The 16,297-nt window shown below is 71.4% G+C and carries 19 protein-coding genes and 1 tRNA gene; 9 read left to right on the top strand and 11 right to left on the bottom strand.

All coding sequences use genetic code 11. The annotated features are described in order from the left end of the window. Positions 1-53: 53 nt before the first annotated feature. Entirely contained in the window at positions 54-260 is a 207-nt protein-coding gene (locus BM076_RS25210) for a hypothetical protein (RefSeq protein WP_093715984.1), read from the top strand. Between the two features lie 419 nt (positions 261-679). Then, positions 680-752 (top strand) — tRNA-Lys (locus BM076_RS25205). Here the strand turns inward: BM076_RS25205 and BM076_RS25200 are convergent. The 4 genes from BM076_RS25200 to BM076_RS25185 all read right to left on the bottom strand — a co-directional run bounded on the left by BM076_RS25200 (position 734) and on the right by BM076_RS25185 (position 3,995). Further along, entirely contained in the window at positions 734-1,630 is an 897-nt protein-coding gene (locus BM076_RS25200; protein ID WP_245796358.1) for a phosphotransferase family protein, read from the bottom strand. The genes BM076_RS25205 and BM076_RS25200 overlap by 19 nt on opposite strands. Before the next feature lie 92 nt (positions 1,631-1,722). Beyond that, a complete protein-coding gene (locus BM076_RS25195; RefSeq protein ID WP_093715983.1) occupies positions 1,723-1,935 on the bottom strand; it encodes a hypothetical protein in 213 nt (70 codons plus the stop codon). After that, a complete protein-coding gene (locus tag BM076_RS25190) occupies positions 1,932-3,050 on the bottom strand; it encodes a radical SAM protein (RefSeq protein ID WP_093716067.1) in 1,119 nt (372 codons plus the stop codon). The genes BM076_RS25195 and BM076_RS25190 overlap by 4 nt, the downstream gene beginning before the upstream one ends. A gap of 78 nt (positions 3,051-3,128) precedes the next feature. Then, positions 3,129-3,995 (bottom strand): ATP-binding protein, encoded by an 867-nt coding sequence (locus tag BM076_RS25185; RefSeq protein ID WP_093715982.1) that lies wholly within the window; start codon positions 3,993-3,995, stop codon positions 3,129-3,131. A 225-nt stretch (positions 3,996-4,220) separates the two neighbouring features. On the opposite strand from BM076_RS25185, the gene BM076_RS25180 reads away from it, so the two are divergent. Further along, a complete protein-coding gene (locus BM076_RS25180; protein ID WP_093715981.1) occupies positions 4,221-5,531 on the top strand; it encodes a tetratricopeptide repeat protein in 1,311 nt (436 codons plus the stop codon). Here the strand turns inward: BM076_RS25180 and BM076_RS25175 are convergent, their stop codons facing one another. From BM076_RS25175 to BM076_RS25155, 4 genes are all read right to left on the bottom strand, one after another. Continuing rightward, positions 5,532-6,065, bottom strand: coding sequence for an NUDIX hydrolase (locus BM076_RS25175; protein WP_093715980.1), 534 nt, complete (start codon positions 6,063-6,065; stop codon positions 5,532-5,534). A gap of 574 nt (positions 6,066-6,639) precedes the next feature. Further along, complete coding sequence (locus tag BM076_RS25165) at positions 6,640-7,005, bottom strand: hypothetical protein (protein WP_093715979.1); 366 nt, start codon at positions 7,003-7,005, stop codon at positions 6,640-6,642. A gap of 22 nt (positions 7,006-7,027) precedes the next feature. After that, on the bottom strand, positions 7,028-7,606 hold the full coding sequence (locus tag BM076_RS25160) for a TetR/AcrR family transcriptional regulator (RefSeq protein WP_093715978.1): 579 nt from the start codon (positions 7,604-7,606) through the stop codon (positions 7,028-7,030). Beyond that, positions 7,599-8,432 (bottom strand): alpha/beta fold hydrolase, encoded by an 834-nt coding sequence (locus BM076_RS25155; RefSeq protein WP_093715977.1) that lies wholly within the window; start codon positions 8,430-8,432, stop codon positions 7,599-7,601. Before BM076_RS25155 ends, BM076_RS25160 begins: the two co-directional genes overlap by 8 nt. Positions 8,433-8,771: 339 nt before the next feature. Here BM076_RS25155 and BM076_RS25150 point away from each other — a divergent pair, with 339 nt between their 5' ends. From BM076_RS25150 to BM076_RS25140, 3 genes are all read left to right on the top strand, one after another. Next, entirely contained in the window at positions 8,772-9,482 is a 711-nt protein-coding gene (locus BM076_RS25150; RefSeq protein ID WP_093715976.1) for a hypothetical protein, read from the top strand. A gap of 266 nt (positions 9,483-9,748) precedes the next feature. Further along, positions 9,749-10,552, top strand: a complete 804-nt coding sequence (locus BM076_RS25145; protein ID WP_143120635.1) for a hypothetical protein — start codon at positions 9,749-9,751, stop codon at positions 10,550-10,552. Between the two features lie 115 nt (positions 10,553-10,667). After that, entirely contained in the window at positions 10,668-11,096 is a 429-nt protein-coding gene (locus tag BM076_RS25140) for a glutaredoxin domain-containing protein (protein ID WP_177246600.1), read from the top strand. A 21-nt stretch (positions 11,097-11,117) separates the two neighbouring features. On the opposite strand, the gene BM076_RS25135 is transcribed toward BM076_RS25140, so the two are convergent. Then, positions 11,118-11,480, bottom strand: coding sequence for an ArsR/SmtB family transcription factor (locus BM076_RS25135; RefSeq protein ID WP_093715974.1), 363 nt, complete (start codon positions 11,478-11,480; stop codon positions 11,118-11,120). An 84-nt stretch (positions 11,481-11,564) separates the two neighbouring features. On the opposite strand from BM076_RS25135, the gene BM076_RS25130 reads away from it, so the two are divergent. Beyond that, complete coding sequence (locus BM076_RS25130) at positions 11,565-12,932, top strand: FAD-dependent oxidoreductase (RefSeq protein ID WP_093715973.1); 1,368 nt, start codon at positions 11,565-11,567, stop codon at positions 12,930-12,932. A 55-nt stretch (positions 12,933-12,987) separates the two neighbouring features. Here BM076_RS25130 and BM076_RS25125 read toward each other — a convergent pair whose 3' ends face one another. Continuing rightward, positions 12,988-13,383, bottom strand: coding sequence for a winged helix-turn-helix transcriptional regulator (locus BM076_RS25125; RefSeq protein WP_093715972.1), 396 nt, complete (start codon positions 13,381-13,383; stop codon positions 12,988-12,990). Positions 13,384-13,509: 126 nt separating this feature from the next. Between BM076_RS25125 and BM076_RS25120 the strand changes: the two genes are divergently transcribed. Both BM076_RS25120 and BM076_RS25115 read left to right on the top strand, forming a co-directional pair. Then, entirely contained in the window at positions 13,510-13,872 is a 363-nt protein-coding gene (locus tag BM076_RS25120; protein ID WP_093715971.1) for a DoxX family protein, read from the top strand. 362 nt (positions 13,873-14,234) lie between these two features. Continuing rightward, positions 14,235-15,338, top strand: coding sequence for an ATP-grasp domain-containing protein (locus BM076_RS25115; RefSeq protein ID WP_245796330.1), 1,104 nt, complete (start codon positions 14,235-14,237; stop codon positions 15,336-15,338). Here the strand turns inward: BM076_RS25115 and BM076_RS25110 are convergent. Then, complete coding sequence (locus BM076_RS25110; protein WP_093715969.1) at positions 15,335-16,231, bottom strand: YhjD/YihY/BrkB family envelope integrity protein; 897 nt, start codon at positions 16,229-16,231, stop codon at positions 15,335-15,337. The two genes, BM076_RS25115 and BM076_RS25110, sit on opposite strands and share 4 nt — an antisense overlap. Positions 16,232-16,297: the final 66 nt, after the last annotated feature.

Raw genomic sequence — 16,297 nt, 5'->3', positions numbered from 1 at the left:
GCCGTTGCCGCCCCGAGCCGGGCGCAGCGGCGCTGCTGGCGAAGTACCGCGTCGTGAGCGTGGACGTGGACGTGGGGGAGTTCGACCACAATCCGGACGTGGCGGCGCCGTACGTGGACGTGGAGACGAGCGGCATACCCGCTCTGGTCGTGCTCGATCCGTCCGGCCGGACGAGGACGGCCACGAAGGACGGGCAGTTCTCCAACGCCCGCAGCATGCCGGCGAGCGCGGTGGACGCCTTCCTCAAGAAGTGGGCCTAGCCACGTGCGGGCGGCGCGGCGGGCCGTCGTCCTCCTGATCCGGGTGGTGACCACCGCCGCCGTGGGCTGTGGCGGTCGGTCGGTCGCGCCCCGGACCGAGGGCGGATTCACGGACGGCGGCGTACGGGTCTCGGCCGCCGTCGAGCGTTCCGGCGCGGACGGCATGGACGTCACGGTCACTCTCACGCCCCAGCAGGCCGACTTCCACCTCTACAGCCTGGACCTCCCCGACGAGGGCATCGGCGGCGTCGGCATCCCCCCGCCTCACCGCCGGCGGCGGCCTGCGCCCCAACGGTCCGCCCACCACCAGCGCCGTGCCCCGGCTGCTGCGACCCGGTCCGCGCCCACCCCCTCGACCTTCCCCTCCCCTAACCTGCTCGGCCCCCGCCCCAGGTCCCGGCTATGCTGTCCGAGGCAGCGGGCCGTTAGCTCAATTGGCAGAGCAGTGGACTTTTAATCCATTGGTTGTGGGTTCAAGTCCCACACGGCCTACGGGGTCCGGTCTCGTTCGGGGCCGCTGGCCTGTGCTTATGGGTGCCCCGGCCGTCCTCGGACGGTCGGGGCACTGTCACGTCCCGGACGTGCTCGGCCAGGATCGCCGCCTGCTCGGCCATTGTGCGTTTCCACTGCGCGTCGTCGTCCTGTTCGGCGATCTCCCGCCACAGAGCCGCGGTCGCTGTGCCGAAGGCGGCGAGTGCTTCGGGTGGCGCATGGCGCCAGGACGGGAAGCGGGCGGCGAATCCGATCGCGTCCTCGGCCGGGTGTCCGGCTTCCATGAGGCGCAGCGCCAGGGCGCCCGGGTCGATCCAGGCGGCGCCCCGGGTGGGCCAGGCCCAGTCGACGAGCCGGGCGCGGCCCTCCGTGATCAGGACGTTGTCCGGGGCGAAGTCGGTGTGCAGCAGGGTGTCGCCGTCGAAGTGCCGCGACGTGCCCGGCGGTGCGTAGTGCGCCCACCTGTCCACGGCCTGCTTGATCCCGACATCCGCCGGTGCGGTGATCCCTTGCAACTCGGCGAGCGCCGCTGCCACGAGCGGCAGGTCGGGTGAGCCGGGGGCGTAGTCGGCGTGGTGGCCGTCGACGACTTCGTAGCCGAGGAGGCTCCAGCCGCCCGTTTCCAGGCGCCAGTACAAGCGTGGGCACGAGGCGGGCAGGTGCGGGGCGATCGCGGCCTCGCGGCGCTGGGCGGTCACTTGGGGATGGCCGGTCGGGATGCCCTTCACGAAGACGGGGCCGCCGGCGGTGGTGAGGACGGAGGCGACCCCGGAATTCATGCCGCCGGGCGCGGTCGTCGCCTCGTGAATCGCGCCGGTCCTGACGGCGACCGCTTGGCGGACCTCCGCGGGAAGCTGTTTGAAGGGGATACGGGACATGGACACGACGCGCGGTTCCTTGGCTGCTGGGAATTGGTGATGCCGCCCCGGCCAGATTACGGCCGGGGCGGCACCGGGCATGCCCGGCTGGGTCAGTAAGGCTGATCCTCGCCCGCCGAGCAGGAGCACTCGGCTCCCTCGGCTGCCTCGTCAAGGTCGGCGATGATCCGGAACTCGTCGTCCCCGATCGGCGCGACGGCCAGCGGCACAGGCGGGACGTCGTTCGGAGTGGTCGGCGGACGCCGGCCGATGGTGACCGGCACCGGCTGACGTGCCGGGGCAAGGACTGCGGTGGGTGGAGTCATGATCCGTAACCTCCGTGTTGGCAGTAGAGCTCTCGTTGGTCCCCCGCCTCCTGGTAGAGCTTGGCCAGCGGCCGGCACGTACGGCACGTGCCGGTCTTCGTGCAGCCGGAGCAGCCACCGGTGCGGAGTTGCAGGGACTCGGCGATCGCGCCGAGCCGGGGGAGGGCCTCGACGCCCTCGGTGATGAGGTTCACGCTCGGGTCGCGGCCGACCTTGCAGATCGACGCGATGCCGTGCGGATCGACGTGGAAGAAGGTGTGGCCGGCGTTGCAGCCGGTGAAGACGCTTCGGGGGCGCCGGTGCTCATGTGCCTGGGCCGCCAGCGGGTTTGCCGCGCCGTCGATCGTGGGCGACATGCTCGAATACACCTGGTGTGGGAAGCCATACGACTCCGCGAGCCGGACCATGGCGTCGACCTCATGGGCGTTGTCGTCCGAGACGATGACGTTGAGCCGGACCGGCAGCCCGTCCTCGCGGGCGGCGTCCAGGCCCGCCGTGAACCGGCCGAACGCTCCGCGGTTCTTCGTGACCGCGTCGTACGTCCCGGCGGTCGCGCCGTACAGGCTCACGGTCAGGCGGTACGGGCGGAGGCGGGCGAACAGCTCCCGGACCGGCCGCTTCCGCAGCGACGAGCCGTTGGAGGAGACCTGGACCATCATGCCGAGCTGGTGGGCGTACTCGTACGCCGCGCCGAACTCGCGGTCGATCAGCGCCTCCCCACCGGTGATCTGCAACCACAGGACCCCGGCGTCCCGCATGACGCGCAGGAGCTGCTGCTTGCCTTCCCAGTCCAGGCCGGCGAAGCGCTTCTCCCCGAGGTAGCAGAACTCGCAGTTGTAGTCGCAGCCGAGGTTGATCTCCCACGACGCTTTGGCGTAGCCGTATCGAGAACGCTCCCGGACGAGGAGAAGGTCGCAGAGCGTCCGGACCTGCGGAAGTTCGCTGCCCCATGCTCGTGCTGCGGCGTCGGTCAACCAGGCCGGGGCCGCCTGATCGTTGATGACGGCGCTCCGCAGCTCCTCGTAACGGGCCTCGGGGATGCGTACGCCTGTGGCGTGACCGGGCTGGACGAGCAGGTATTGGCCGAGGAACGGGCTGGCGACGAGGCGCGGCACCGTGCTGTACGACGTGCCTTCGTCTCTGGCGGCGAGCGGGCGTGCGGTCACGACGACCTCCACAGGTAGAGCGGGTGATTAATCCGTGTGATGGGCGGCCCAGTCCTCACGGGCGGCGATGAGCGCGGGACGGATCTTCGCCTCCAGAAAGTCGGCGTGGGCACGGAGCTTCGCGGTGACTTCGGCGAGGCCGTGCGGGTCCAGGCCGAGGATCCAGCGCCCGACGCAGACCTGGAGGTTGACGACCGGCACGCGGAGGCCGGGATCCGGGTCGTAGGGGTTGCAGTCGATGCTGCCCTCGAAGACCGCGTCCTCCTCGACCCCGTCCCATACGTCCGGGGCATTGATGGGCATCATCGGGCCCTCGAAGAAGTTCCGGTGGTTGATGCCGGCCAGCCGTTCCGGCAACTGGTCCAGGGGCACATTGACCTCGGTCGGGTCGTCCTCGGCCCAGGCGGGGAGGTAGCCGGACGTAGCCGATCCGCTGTCGGTGGTGATCGTCCACTTACCGGGAGTGCTCCAGGGAGGAGGCGTCCCGTCGGACGGTCCGAGTTCGAACCAGACGACCTTCCCTGCCGGATCGGGGGCGCTTCCCCAAGCGGTGGCCAGGGACTCGACCAAGAGCAGGCCGCGTCCGCCCTCCGCCTCTGGCGAGCTGTGGCGCCGGTACGGGCGCGCAGGACTCACGTCGGTGACCTCGACCCGGACGCGCTCGCCGGTCCAGCGCACGGCCACCGCACAGGACGAATCGGTGTGCCGGACGGCATTCGTGATCAGCTCGGTGGACAGCAACTCCAAGTCGTCCAAGGTGTTGTCAGACACCGGCACATCCCAGCCCCGCACTAACGCGACGATCTTCCGCCGGGCTTCGGACACCGCCTCGGACTCGGCTTCGACGCGGAATCCGAATGTAGGAGGGCAGGTATCCGAGATGGTGTCGGACATCGCTGGGGACCTTTCGAGACGCTGGATGCCGTGCCATGCCGCTGACTTCGGTGCAGCACGGGGCTTGTCGTTTTCTCCGGAGGCCAGCTCCTGGAGGGAATCTCAGACTGCTCCAGGGACCCGTCCTGGGATAAGGCCAGCGTGGACACCCATGCTGGGTAAACTCGCAGTAAGTGATCCCGTGTGACGATGAGCGATCACACTCCCGTACCAGGGGGCGCCGGCATGATCGAACCCACAGCAGCGATCGGCCTGCCCGCTCGTCTGCTGGCAGATCCCGAGATGATCGAGGCTTGCGCCGCGCGGGACTTCACCAAGATCTTCGGCTTGGCGAAAGCACGGGGCGGTATTCACGTCTCCCGCATCGCCCGCCAATGTGAGCTGACACCGAGCAGGGTCGGTGAGGTCGTTTCCGGTCGCCGGACCATCACGAACATGAACGTGATCGAACGCGTAGCGGACGGCCTACGGGTTCCCGGTCACATGCTCGGCCTCGCGCCGCGGGACTGGGAGGAACGAACTCCGGCCCCCGCTCCGCCCGTGCGCAGATTCGCCGAGGAGACCCCTGGACTGAGCTTCCTCCCGGGACAGCCAGAGGATCTGGACGGCATTCTCGCCATCGCGGCGGCCACGAAAGTAACGCCGAGCACGCTTCGGTCCCTCCAGACCTCGATCGAAGACTACTGGCGGCGGGACGACGAGCACGGCGGCGAGGCCCTACGGCCGGCTGTGATTGCGCAACTCAGGTACGTCCTGGGCTTACTGGCCGACAGTACGGATCCGAACTACCGGCGCAGTCTGCACGGCATCGCTGCGGAACTCGCCCGGCTGGCCGGTTGGACGCTCTTCGACGCACGGCAGTACAGCACAGCGAGGGCGTACTTCACCCAGTCCCTGCGCCTGGCCCGCGCGATCGACGACCGGGCCTTCGTCGCCAACGTCCTCGCTTGTTTGAGCCTCCAAGCCACCTATCAGGACCGGGCCGAGGAAGCTGTCACATTGGCACGGACTGCCCAGGACGTTGCCCGCCACGACGGTGGCACTCCGAGACTGATGGCGATGCTGTACGTCCGCGAAGCGTTCGGCCACGCCAGCGCACGTGACCGGCCGGCGACCCATGCAGCCATCGCTGAGGCGCAGTTGCAGTTCGGGCGGGTCGGATTCGCAGACGACGACCCACCGTGGGTGAATTACTTCGACCGCACCAAACTCACCGTGGACATCGGCATCGCGCTCGGGCAGCTCGGGGATGCGGGTGCCGCCGAGCCGTTGATCGCGGAAGCGCTGCGCGATGAGCCGGAGACGAATCTGCGCGGCCGGGCCTTCCATTCCTTCTGGCTGGCGAGGACCCAGCTGCAACGTGGCCAGGTGGAGGAGGCATGCCGAGCGGCGAATGACGCCCTGAACCTGTCTGCGACCGTCGACTCGCCCCGTGTGACCTCACACTTGCGGGACTTCCGTCACCTGCTCATGCCGTTCCGCACATTCCGGCCAGTCGCGGAACTGGACGCCCGGCTGGCGGAGACAGCAGGTTGATCAGAGTCCGGCCTCGTCCAGAAGCAGGTAGAGAACTCCCACGAGTGTCCCGCTGCTGACGATTTCACGCCGGTCGATCATGCCGCGCAATTCGGACAGCGGGATCCATTCAAGCCGGTCGGACTCGTTGAGTTCGGTCGGCGGACCGGCGTACTCGACCGCGTCGGCGCGGAAGACAAAGTGCTCCGAGTCGGTGATTCCGTTGGCCGGCTGGGCATAGATGAGCGGCTTCATCTCGCTGGTGCGCCAACCGGTCTCCTCCATGACCTCGCGCCCGGCAGCCTCGGCCGGAGTCTCATCGGCCTCGACCAGGCCCATGGGCAGTTCCCAGGCCCATGAGTCCGTGATGAAGCGATGGCGCCACATCATCAGGACCCGCTTCTCGTTGTTCACCACGGCTGCCACTGCCAGGTGTCGCAGCTTGAGCACGTGGTGCTCCCACCGCCGCCCGTCCGGCTGCTCGACATCGACCAACCACACGTTCACCCAAGGGTTCTCGTAGATCGGACGTTCCCCATGGATCTTCCACTGCATCGCTGCGGCCCCTCTCGATCGCCCTCAGCATCCCAGATCCGGGACTGCTGGGCTGCCGTTCAGGGTGACTTCACGTCATACTGACGAGTATCGGGCAAGGCGACGGGGCAGCGATGGAACGAGGCCAGCCGCACGGCCGAATGCGTGAGCGATGCGTGAGCGGATGTGCTGGCACTGGGCGGTACGTAGCGGACGGGGCGGCCAACAGCTGTCGGCCTGACCTGCGGGTTTCGGATGGCGACCCACTGTCCACCACCCCCCGGCACTCTCTGACCAGGACTTTTAATCCACTGGTTGTGGGTTCAAGTCCCACACGGCCTATGGGGTCGCACGAGGCGGGCGGGTGCGGGGCGATCGCGGGCTCGCGGCGCTGGGCGGTCACTTGGGGATGGCCGGTCGGGATGCCCTTCACGAAGACGGGGCCGCCGGCGGTGGTGAGGACGGAGGCGACCCCGGAATTCATGCCGCCGGGCGCGGTCGTCGCCTCGTGAATCGCGCCGGTCCTGACGGCGACCGCTTGGCGGACGTCGGCGGGAAGTCGGTCGTATGGGATGCGGGGCATGGACACGGGTGGCTACCTGGTCGGGGCTGGAGGGGTGGTGAGGAGGCGGTGCCGGCGGGGGTGGTCGGTGAGGGGGATGGTGAGGCAGAGGGCGGTGATCGCGGCGGCGGGCCAGGTGGGGAGGAGGGTCCAGGACGAGGCGGTGGCGGCGGCGAGTTGGAGGAGGACCAGGAGGATCGTTACGGCGCCGGGGACCGGGAAGGGGCTGTCGCCGCCCGGGCGGTCGCCGGGGGTGCTGAAGAGGGTGGGCAGGCCGATCAGGAGGAGGACGGCGCCGATCGCGAGGGCCGGTGAGTGGGGCCACAGGGCCCAGGGGGTGGCGACCCAGGCGATCAGTTCGGCGAGGAAGCGCAAAGCGCCTCGGGTGTTGTCGGTCACGGCCGTGACCGCCTTTCGGTCGTCAGTGGGCGGGCGGTGTGGCGGCCCGGAGTCCCCGGTCGATGAAGGTGATCATCCAGGTGAAGCTGTCGTCGACGTCGGTGTCCAGCTGGAAGCCGCCCGCGACTTCGAGGGTCGAGAATCCGTGCAGCATGCTGCGCAGCATGCGCAGGGCGTGGGTCTCCTGGTCGGGGTCGAGGTCGTAGCCGTGCAGGACGGCGGCGAGGGAGCCCAGTGCCCGGGCGGCGGCCGCGGCGAACGGATCGTCGGGCCCGTCCGGGCGGGCGCTGTTGAGCGCCGCGTACCGTCCGGCGTGCGCGCGTACGTACGTCCGCATGGCCTGCGCGGCGGCGAAGAGGGCGTCACCGCCGGCCCGGCCCTGGGTGGCGTCGCGTACGGCGTCGCCGAGTTGGGTGGCCGCGAGGACGGCGATCCGGTGGGCGAGGTCGGCCTGGCCGGCGACGTGCTTGTAGAGCGAGGGCGTCTTGACGCCGAGCCTCTCGGCGACAAGTCCCATGCTGAGCCGGTCGAACCCGACCTCGTCGACGAGCGCGGCGGCGGCCTCGGTGACCTGCGCCGGGTCAAGTCCCGCCCTAGGCACGGGCGGTCGTCCTGGCCAGGAAGGACAGGGTCAACTCAACGACTTCCTGCGGGGTTTGGGCGTGCGGGTAGTGTCCGGCGCCTTCGATGACCGCCAGTTCGCCGAGGCCCTGGGGCAGTTCGGCGAGGATCCGCTCCCCCTCGGCGCGCGGGTCGGCCCAGTCGGGGTCGGCGCTGCCCTCGACGATCAGCACGGGGCAGGCGACGTGGGGCAGTTGGGCGCCGGCGTCGGCCGCCGACTGGCACATGGCCTGGAGGACCTTCATCCGGCCGGGCTCGCTCATCTTGGCGTCGATACGGGCCAGTTCGGCGTCCCAGTCGGCGGGCTTGGCCGGGTACGCCAGGTCCAGATACGTCTTCCAGGCCGGCAGGCTGCCGAGCATGGCGACCCGGGCCATCAGGAGGGCACCCTTCCGGTACGGCTTGACCCGGACGAGGGCGCCGAGGTCGGCGGCCTGCTTGCGGGTGAACGGGGCCAGTTCGACGACGCCGTTGATCAGGTCGGGAGCGGTGGCGGCGGCGATGGTCGCCGCGCCGCCGCTCATCGAGTGCCCGACGATCACGGCCGGGCCGCCGAGGTGCCGTACGAGAGCGACCAAGTCGCCGGCGATGTCGGTGCGGCTGTAGCCGTCCCAGCCGAGACCGGAGTCGCCGCAGCCGCGGACGTCGACGTTCGCGACCCGGTAACCGGCCGCGGCCAGCGCCGGGGCGACGAAGCGGTACGAGTGCCGGCTGTCGCCCAGCCCGTGCGCCAGCACGACGAGGGGGCCCTCGCCGGTCAGGTCGTAGGCGAGGGTGTGTTCACCGATGGTCAGGTACTCGGGCATGGGGTCCTCCGTCGGAACGACTGAGTGGCTAACGTCATTAACTTAAAGCTAATGCTGTTAGCTAGGGATGTCAACGCTCCGGTCGTCGACGGTCGGTCCCACCGGAAGGACCGCGGAGTGCGCCTCCCGGGCGGACGGCAAGACCGAGGTCACCAAGGCTCCCGGCGACGTGTGTCGGGCGAAGCCCGAGGACCGGGCGCACCGCGGGAGCCTTCAGCACCCGATCCCCGCTCGCTACCCTTGGGCCCCCGCCGTGCATACGGGCACGGGCCATGCAGGGGGGGGCCATGCAAGGACCGGGCGAGGACCGGGTGAGGGCTGGGGAAGGGACGTGGGGACGTGGCGGTGGCGGTGTGGCGCACTGGCGCCGCGGGACGGGCGCTCGGGCCGGTCGCCGCGGGTGCCGCCGTACCCGTCGTACTGCTGCTCGCGGCCTGCTCGCCGGGGACCGCGTCGGTCTGCGACCGGAGCGAACCGACTGCCCCGTCCCGCGTCGAAGGGGCGCCGCTGGCAATGGAGGTCCCGCCGCACGCCGACGACTCCGCCGCTCCGCCCGGCGAGGGGTCCAAGGTCGTCCTGCCTCCGGACACGGACGAGGTGATGCGCGACCTGGTGCACCGCACGGCGGCGCAGTCGGCCTCCGGCGAGGTTCGGCCCGGCACGTGCGAGGCCGATGGGTCCATCGGCGCCCAGACGGTCGAACGCTGCACGGTGATCCGCAGTGGTCTCGACCTCGTGTGGAGGGTCTATTCCACCTCTCTCGGGGACGGCCTCAGCCAGTACGACGCCGTGGTGGTCAGCGGTACGTTGACGGCCGACGCGGTGTACGAGGCCGCCCGGCAGCGCGCGGACAAGGGCCCGGCCCGATGCGACCGGCTGCCGAAGACGGTCCGTGTCGAGGACGCGGGGAAACCCACCCGGTACCAGTGCCAATGGACGCGCGCGTCATGCGTGAGCGATGCCGGAGGATGGCGATTCCGGTGGGAGAACGGCTACGTCACGCTCTCCGGCAGCGGCGGCGTGGACTTCGTCGGCGGAGACGACGAGTGAGCGGGGCGGGCACCGGCGGTCCGGCCGAACTGCCGGCTCCGGTCAGGGGAAGGACATGGCCGCACCGTAGATCGTGGCACTGACAGTGCGGCCGGGAGGAGCGGGGCCGTACGGACCGGCGGCCGGCATTCCGGATGGCGAGACCGGAAGGAGATCCGGTCGTTGCCGCAACTCCTGTACGGGGCAGGGATCATGCGGGCATGGGGCATTCGGCGGGGGTGGCGCGGGGCGGGTCGCCGGCATGGGTACGTGGGTGTGTGGGCGTCGTGTCGCTCGTGCTCTTCGTGGTGTGCGCGGTCGTGCTCGGTGCGCTGTGGCAGATCCACCGGACGTGGGACCGGCCGCCGCCGGATGTCGGTGCCTTCGCGCGCTCGGCGGCCACGCGGAGTGCGGGTGCGGACGCGGCGCGGGAAGGGGCCGCGCGGCTGGGGGAGTTGAGGGCCGCGCTGCCCTGGGCGGTGCCGGTCGGCACGTCGGTGGCGGACTCCTGCCGGACGCTGGAACAGGGCGCGATGTTCGGGCCGAGGAATTGGTCGCCGATCCGCTGCACCCGCAACACCGTCCTCTACCTCGCGTTCGACGGGGACATCCGCACGCGCCTGCGCCAACTCGACGCCGTACTGGCCGAGAAGAAGTGGGCCGGCACGGACGCCGGCCGGAACACGCTGACCGCCATGGCCACATGGCTGAGCGAGGCCGGCGGCGATGCTTCGCCCTCCGCGGTGCAGCGGGGCAGCACGGAACCGCCGGGGTCGCGGCCGATCTGCCTGTCCACGGGGTACGTCCCGGCCGCGCAGGCCGCCGCCCCGACGGGGGCCGAGGTCGGTCTCCAGGCTGCGGTGGCGGAGCGCCCGTGCCCGCCGGAGGCGGACACCGGGGACCTCCAACTCGACGGCCCGCCACGGAAGTCCGCCGTCGAGGGCACGTACTACGTGGCCTGGCACCCGCTGTGGACGCGCGCGGTGAGCCGTTCCGCCTACGCGGACCACCGCTACCTCGTCGCCTTCTCCCTCGTCGACACGTACGCCGCCCAGCCCGGGACCGGCGACCGCGCCACCGTGCGGCCGTGACCCCGACCGCGGCCGACGACGACGTACGGCGTCCCGCCGTGCCTGTCGGGCGGCCACTGCGGCTGAGGACGCGCGCGCGTCCGGCCCCCGGAACCGGGGAGTAACCTGCGGCAGCATGTGGTGGCGGGTGTGGAGGTTGTCGGGGCTGACGCTGCTCGGCGGCGCGGTGGTCGCGGGGGCGATGGCCGCGGGCGGGGACGGCGGCGGGGCCGCGGTCGTACTGGTGGCGTGCGCGCTGCTCGCCGCCGTGTATTCGCCGATGGTCTTCCCGCGGTCGGTGGGCGTCGCCGAGGCGCGGCGGCGCAGCGCGGCGGACGGGCGGCCGGTGGTGTTCTGGCGGCCGGGGTGCGCGTACTGCCTGCGGCTGCGGATACGGCTGGGCCCGCGGGCGGGGCGGCTGCACTGGGTGAACATCTGGCGGGACGCGGAGGCCGCGGCGGCGGTCAGGGCCGTCAACGACGGCAACGAGACGGTGCCGACGGTGGTCGTGGCCGGGACCGCGCACACCAATCCCGATCCGGCGTGGGTGCGCGAGCGCGTCTGAGCCCGTGCCTTCCTGAGCGGCTCAGGAAGGCACGGCCAGCAGTTGGCTCATGCCGGCGAGCGCGGCCGGCTCGACGCGGTAGTAGACCCAGGTGCCGCGCCGCTGCGAGGTGAGCAGGCCGGCCTCGCGGAGTTTTTTCAGGTGGTGGGAGACGGTTGGCTGGGAGACGCCGACGTCCTGGATGTCGCAGACGCACGCCTCGCCGCCGGGGTGGGAGGCGATCCGGGAGAAGAGGCGGAGCCGGACCGGGTCCGACAGGGCCTTGAAGAGGGCGGCCATCCGCTCGGAGTCGGCGACCGGCAGCGCGCCCGCGGTGATCGGCGGGCAGCACTGCGCCGCGTCCTGGAGGACCGGCAGTTCGACGACGGGCAAGGACTTCGACATACGTCTATGTTGACGCTCGTCTATGTGTCGTGCAACCGTCGAAGGCATCGGACATAGACAAACGTCGAATCAAGAGGTGTCGTCGTGTCATCACCTGCCGCCAGCCCCGCCTCCGGCCTGCCCGTCGTCGTCATCGGGGCCGGCCCCGTCGGCCTCGCCGCTGCCGCGCATCTGGCCGAACGCGGCCTGCCCGTACGGGTGTTGGAGCGCGGTGCGAAGGCCGCACAGGCGGTACGGGAGTGGGGGCACGTACGGCTGTTCTCGCGGTGGGCCGAGCTGACCGACCCCGCCGCGGAGCGGCTGCTCGCCACGGCAGGGTGGGACGCGCCGGACCCCGAGGCGTATCCGACCGGCGCCGAGTGGGTCAGCGGCTACCTCCAGCCGCTCGCCGACGCGCTCGGCGCCGCCGTGACGTACGGGGCCACCGTCACCGGGGTGTCCCGCGCGGGCCGCGACCGGGTGGTGGACGAGGGCCGGGACGGGCGGCCCTTCACCGTCGACCGCGTGACGGCGGACGGCCGGGAGGAACGCGTACGGGCCCGGGCCGTCATCGATGCCTCCGGTACGTGGTCGCTGCCGGCCCCGGCGGGCGGCAACGGCCTGCCCGCGCTGGGCGAACGCGCCGCCGCCGACCGCCTCGCGTACCGCGTCCCCGACCTCGGCGACCCGGCCGTACGGGCCAGGTACGCGGGCCGGCGCACCGCCGTCATCGGCTCCGGCGCCTCCGCCTTCACCGCGCTCGCGGCACTCGCCGCACTCGCCCGGGACATCCCGGGCACCCGCGCGGTGTGGGTGCTGCGCCGGGCACTGGGCGGCGCCACGTACGGCGGCGGCAGCGCCGACCAGTTGCCCGCGCGCGGCGCCCTCGGCCTGGCCGCCAAGGCGGCGGTGGACGACGGCCACGCCGAGGCGGTCACCGGTTTCCGCACCGAGGCGGTCGAACGGGCCGCCGACGGCCGCCTGGTCCTTGTCGGGGACGACGGCCGCCGCCTGGACCCGGTGGACGAGGTGATCGTCCTGACCGGCCTGCGCCCCGACCTGTCCTTCCTGGCCGAACTCCGCCTCGGCCTCGACGAACGCCTTCAGGCCCCGGCCGCCCTCGCCCCGGAGATCGACCCCAACCAGCACTCCTGCGGCACCGTCCGCCCCCACGGCCACCGCGAACTCGCCCACCCCGAACCCGACTTCTACATCGCCGGCCAGAAGTCCTACGGCCGCGCCCCGACCTTCCTCGCCCTGACCGGCTACGAGCAGGTCCGCTCGATCACCGCGGCCCTCGCCGGCGACACCGAAGCGGCCGACCGCGTCGTCCTCACCCTCCCCGAAACCGGCGTCTGCGGCGGCCCCGGCCTCCTCACCGACTCCGCCAACACCCAGCAGAACAGCGGCTGTTGTGCCGCTCCGGCGCCGGCTTCCCTCCTCCAGATCGGCCGGCCGGCGCCGTCACGCTGAGACCCCGGCCCGGACGCCCGTGACGCCCTTACGGATCACAGCAATTGACGTGCCGTCAGTCCGTCGCGGCGGCGGACGGGTGTGCGGCGTCGTACGCCGCCTGGCTGGCGGTGATGGCCGGGTCGTTGTCGACGGCCCATTCGGCGAGGGCGACGGCAGGGGCGATGAGGGTGCGGCCGCGGGGGGTGAGGGCGTATTCGACGCGTGGGGGGACCTCGGGGTAGGCGGTGCGGGTGATCAGGCCGTCGCGTTCGAGGTGGCGCAGGGTGCGGGTCAGCATGCGCTGGGAGATGCCGGGGACGCGGTGCTGGAGTTCGGTGAAGCGCAGGCGTTCGCCGTCGAGGGTGGTGACGACCAGCAGGGTCCATTTGTCGCCGACGCGGTCCAGGAGGCCGCGGATCGCGCGGCCGCCGTCGCCGCGGATCAGGCAGGAACGGCGGTACGTCGACATCGGAATCTCCCGTGGGCGGTGTGCGTCACGCACACCCGTGTGCCTTTTGTAAGCCTTTCCATCGTCACCGATCATGTGGCTGCTTACAAGTCGTAACCATGACCGATGACGTCGGAGGAGACGCACATGAAGACTGCCTACTGGATCGTCGCGGCCCTGCTGGCCGCCTTCTACCTCTACGCGGGCGGCAAGAAGGCCGTCCAGAGCAAGGAGCGGCTCGCGCCGATGATGGGCTGGGTGGACACCGTGCCGATGCCGGTCGTCCGGGGCATCGGCGCGGTCGAGATACTCGGCGCCGCCGGGCTGCTGCTGCCCCCGCTCACCGGTGTCGCGCCCGCCCTCGCCCTCGTCGCCGCGGCCGGTTTCCTCGTCCTCCAACTCCTCGCCGCCGCACTCCACTTGTCGCGCGGCGAGGCGAAGGACACCGGGCTCAATGCGGCCCTGATCGTGGCGGCCGCGGTGACGGTGTGGCTCGCCACGGCGTGGTGAGCCGGCCGCCGCGCAGCGTGACGGTAGCGGAAGGCGCTTTGTCCTGGTGCTCGGCATCGCGCACCACGGCGCCGTCTGAACCGTCCAGCCCCAGGAATCCCCAGCGCACACCGGAACCCGTCCCGTGATGTTGGCGAGTTGACGTGGGTCGGAAATCTCCGCGTCACAGTGAAGCGTTAGGGTGCGCTCACACATGATCGGGAAAGGGCGCGCGGCCTGCGGGGACTTGGGCCGTCCGTGCCCCGCGCCCGCATGCTCGGACGGCGGCCTCGGGGGGCTCGCAGGGACGGCAAAGGAGAATCGCCATAGCACTTCGGATATGGCTCAGCAGCGCGGGAGTCGCGTCGGCGCAGGTGATGGGGATGCTGCGCGACAACCCCGACGCGGTGGACGTACGGATCTACGGGACCAATGTGCAGCGGGACGCGCCGGCGCTCGCCGCATGCGATGTGGGGGAGCCGGAACCGCGGTACGTCGGGGACGCCGACTACGCCGCCTTCGCGCTCGACTTCTGCCGGCGGCACGCGATCGACGTCCTCGTACCGCCCCGCCGGCTGGCCGCCCTCGCCGGCCGCACCGGGGAGTTCGCCGACATCGGTACGCGGGTGATGTGTTCGCCGCCCGCGGCCGTGGACGTCCTGACGAGCAAGGGCCGTACGTACGAGGCGGCCCGCGCGGCCGGGGTGCCGGTGCCGCCGTGGCGGGTGGTGTCGGACGCCGACCAATTCCTCACCGCTGTCGAGGAGTTGGCCGCCGACACGGCCGGTGAACGGTTGTGCGTCAAACCCGCCGGGGAATTCTCGGCGTTCGGCTTCCGGATCCTGGACGACCGGCCGCTGCGCCTGAAGGACCTGCTGGCCGCGCCGTTGCCGCTGGCGTCGGTCGCGTCGGTGGCGGGCGCGATGCGGCGCGCGGCCGACGAAGGGGAGGCCGTACCGGAATTCCTGGTGATGCCGTATCTGGAGGGACCCGAGATCAGCGTGGACTGCCTGTCGGCCCCGGGCGGCGCGATGATCGCGGGCATCGCCCGCTCCAAGCAGGGGCGTTACCGTCATCTGCTCGACGACCCGGCCCTGGTCGCGATCGCGCGCCGGCTGGTCGGGCACTTCCGGCTTGCGTATCTGTCCAACGTCCAGCTCCGGCACCGCGCGGGCCGCCCGGTGCTCCTCGAGGCCAACCCGCGGCCGTCCGCGGGCATTTTCCAGACAGCCTTCAGCGGGCTCAACCTCCCGTGGGCGGCGGTACGGCTGCTGCTGACCGGCGACCCGGGAACGCTTCCGGTGCCGCGGCTCGGCGGGAGGATCGCGGTCACCGAGAGCGTGCTGGAGGTCGCCCCCGGCCGCCCGGCCACCCACCCGGAGCCGGCGCTCCTGCCCGAGCCGGCAGCCGTCCTGCCGGAGCAAGCCGTCCGGCCCGACCCCGTCCACCTCACCCCGGCGGCGGCGACGGCCGCGGCCGCGGGCTAGTCGATCGCTCCGCCCGACCCGTCCGACCGCCACAGCACACCCGGAGCCGTCTCGACCGGCTCCTCGTACCAGTCGCCCGGCCGCTGCGGCCGGGGAATCTCGGCGCCCCGCCGCAGCATCCGCCCGTCCCGTACGTGCCGCCCGAGCAGCGCCCCGCCGAAGACGACGAAGCCGACGCCGACCAGCCAGGTGACGACGGTGAGCACCGTCCCGACGGGGCCGTACGTACCGGCGTTGGAGACGATCATCGGCGCGAAGAACAGGTGCGAGAAGATCCGCAGACCCGCCAGGCCGAGCATGGTGAAGACCGCGCCCGGCAGGGCGGTACGGACGCGCACCCGCCCGCCGACCAGGAAGTGCTGGCCCCAGGCGAAGAAGACCACGCCCAGCAGGAAGGTGAGCGCGATCCGCACGCCGCCGCGCAGCAGCCCGCTGCCCATGAGGGCGGCGCTCTGCGACTCGCAGAACAGATAACCGGTGAGCACCGTCAGCCACACCGCGCGCCGCCAGTCGCGGTGCCAGGGCCCGGACGGCAGGTCCCAGATCTTGCGGTAGCCGGTCTCCACGCTCGCCACGAAGGTGAGGCCGAAGTAGGCGAGCGAGGCCAGGCTCCAGGCACTGGTGGCGCTCAGTACGTTGCGGGGCGCGGCGAACAGGCTGCGGACGCTGTGCGATCCGGCGGAGTCCAGGCCCATGCCGTCCACGACCCACTGCGCGAAACCGGGCCGGTGCTCCCACGGCGTCGCGGCGGCCACCACCACCAGCAGCGGCATCAGGGTGACGAAACCGAGCGCGGCGAATCCCATCGAACGGTGCATCAGTTCGATGTGGGTGGCCTGCTTGACCAGCCGTCCGATCGCGGAGCGCCTCCAGGCAACCGCCAGTCCCGCCATGGTGTCACCTTCCCCCGCAGCTTTACCGCTGTGCATACCGGCCGGAGTGCCCCGCGCGCAACTCCG

The sequence above is a fragment of the Actinacidiphila alni genome (assembly GCF_900112845.1).
GTDB classification, from domain to species: domain Bacteria; phylum Actinomycetota; class Actinomycetes; order Streptomycetales; family Streptomycetaceae; genus Actinacidiphila; species Actinacidiphila alni.
Note: the sequence above shows the minus strand (reverse complement) of the source record. Positions and strands in the feature narration are given on the sequence as shown.

Bases quoted from the DNA above. Each gene is read 5' to 3' on its own strand.
- BM076_RS25200 (WP_245796358.1), bottom strand. From the start codon at position 1,630: ATGTCCCGTATCCCCTTCAAACAGCTTCCCGCGGAGGTCCGCCAAGCG.
- BM076_RS25195 (WP_093715983.1), bottom strand. From the start codon at position 1,935: ATGACTCCACCCACCGCAGTCCTTGCCCCGGCACGTCAGCCGGTGCCG.
- BM076_RS25185 (WP_093715982.1), bottom strand. From the start codon at position 3,995: ATGTCCGACACCATCTCGGATACCTGCCCTCCTACATTCGGATTCCGC.
- BM076_RS25180 (WP_093715981.1), top strand. From the start codon at position 4,221: ATGATCGAACCCACAGCAGCGATCGGCCTGCCCGCTCGTCTGCTGGCA.
- BM076_RS25175 (WP_093715980.1), bottom strand. From the start codon at position 6,065: ATGCAGTGGAAGATCCATGGGGAACGTCCGATCTACGAGAACCCTTGG.
- BM076_RS25155 (WP_093715977.1), bottom strand. From the start codon at position 8,432: ATGCCCGAGTACCTGACCATCGGTGAACACACCCTCGCCTACGACCTG.
- BM076_RS25140 (WP_177246600.1), top strand. From the start codon at position 10,668: ATGTGGTGGCGGGTGTGGAGGTTGTCGGGGCTGACGCTGCTCGGCGGC.
- BM076_RS25135 (WP_093715974.1), bottom strand. From the start codon at position 11,480: ATGTCGAAGTCCTTGCCCGTCGTCGAACTGCCGGTCCTCCAGGACGCG.
- BM076_RS25125 (WP_093715972.1), bottom strand. From the start codon at position 13,383: ATGTCGACGTACCGCCGTTCCTGCCTGATCCGCGGCGACGGCGGCCGC.
- BM076_RS25120 (WP_093715971.1), top strand. From the start codon at position 13,510: ATGAAGACTGCCTACTGGATCGTCGCGGCCCTGCTGGCCGCCTTCTAC.
- BM076_RS25115 (WP_245796330.1), top strand. From the start codon at position 14,235: ATGCTGCGCGACAACCCCGACGCGGTGGACGTACGGATCTACGGGACC.
- BM076_RS25110 (WP_093715969.1), bottom strand. From the start codon at position 16,231: ATGGCGGGACTGGCGGTTGCCTGGAGGCGCTCCGCGATCGGACGGCTG.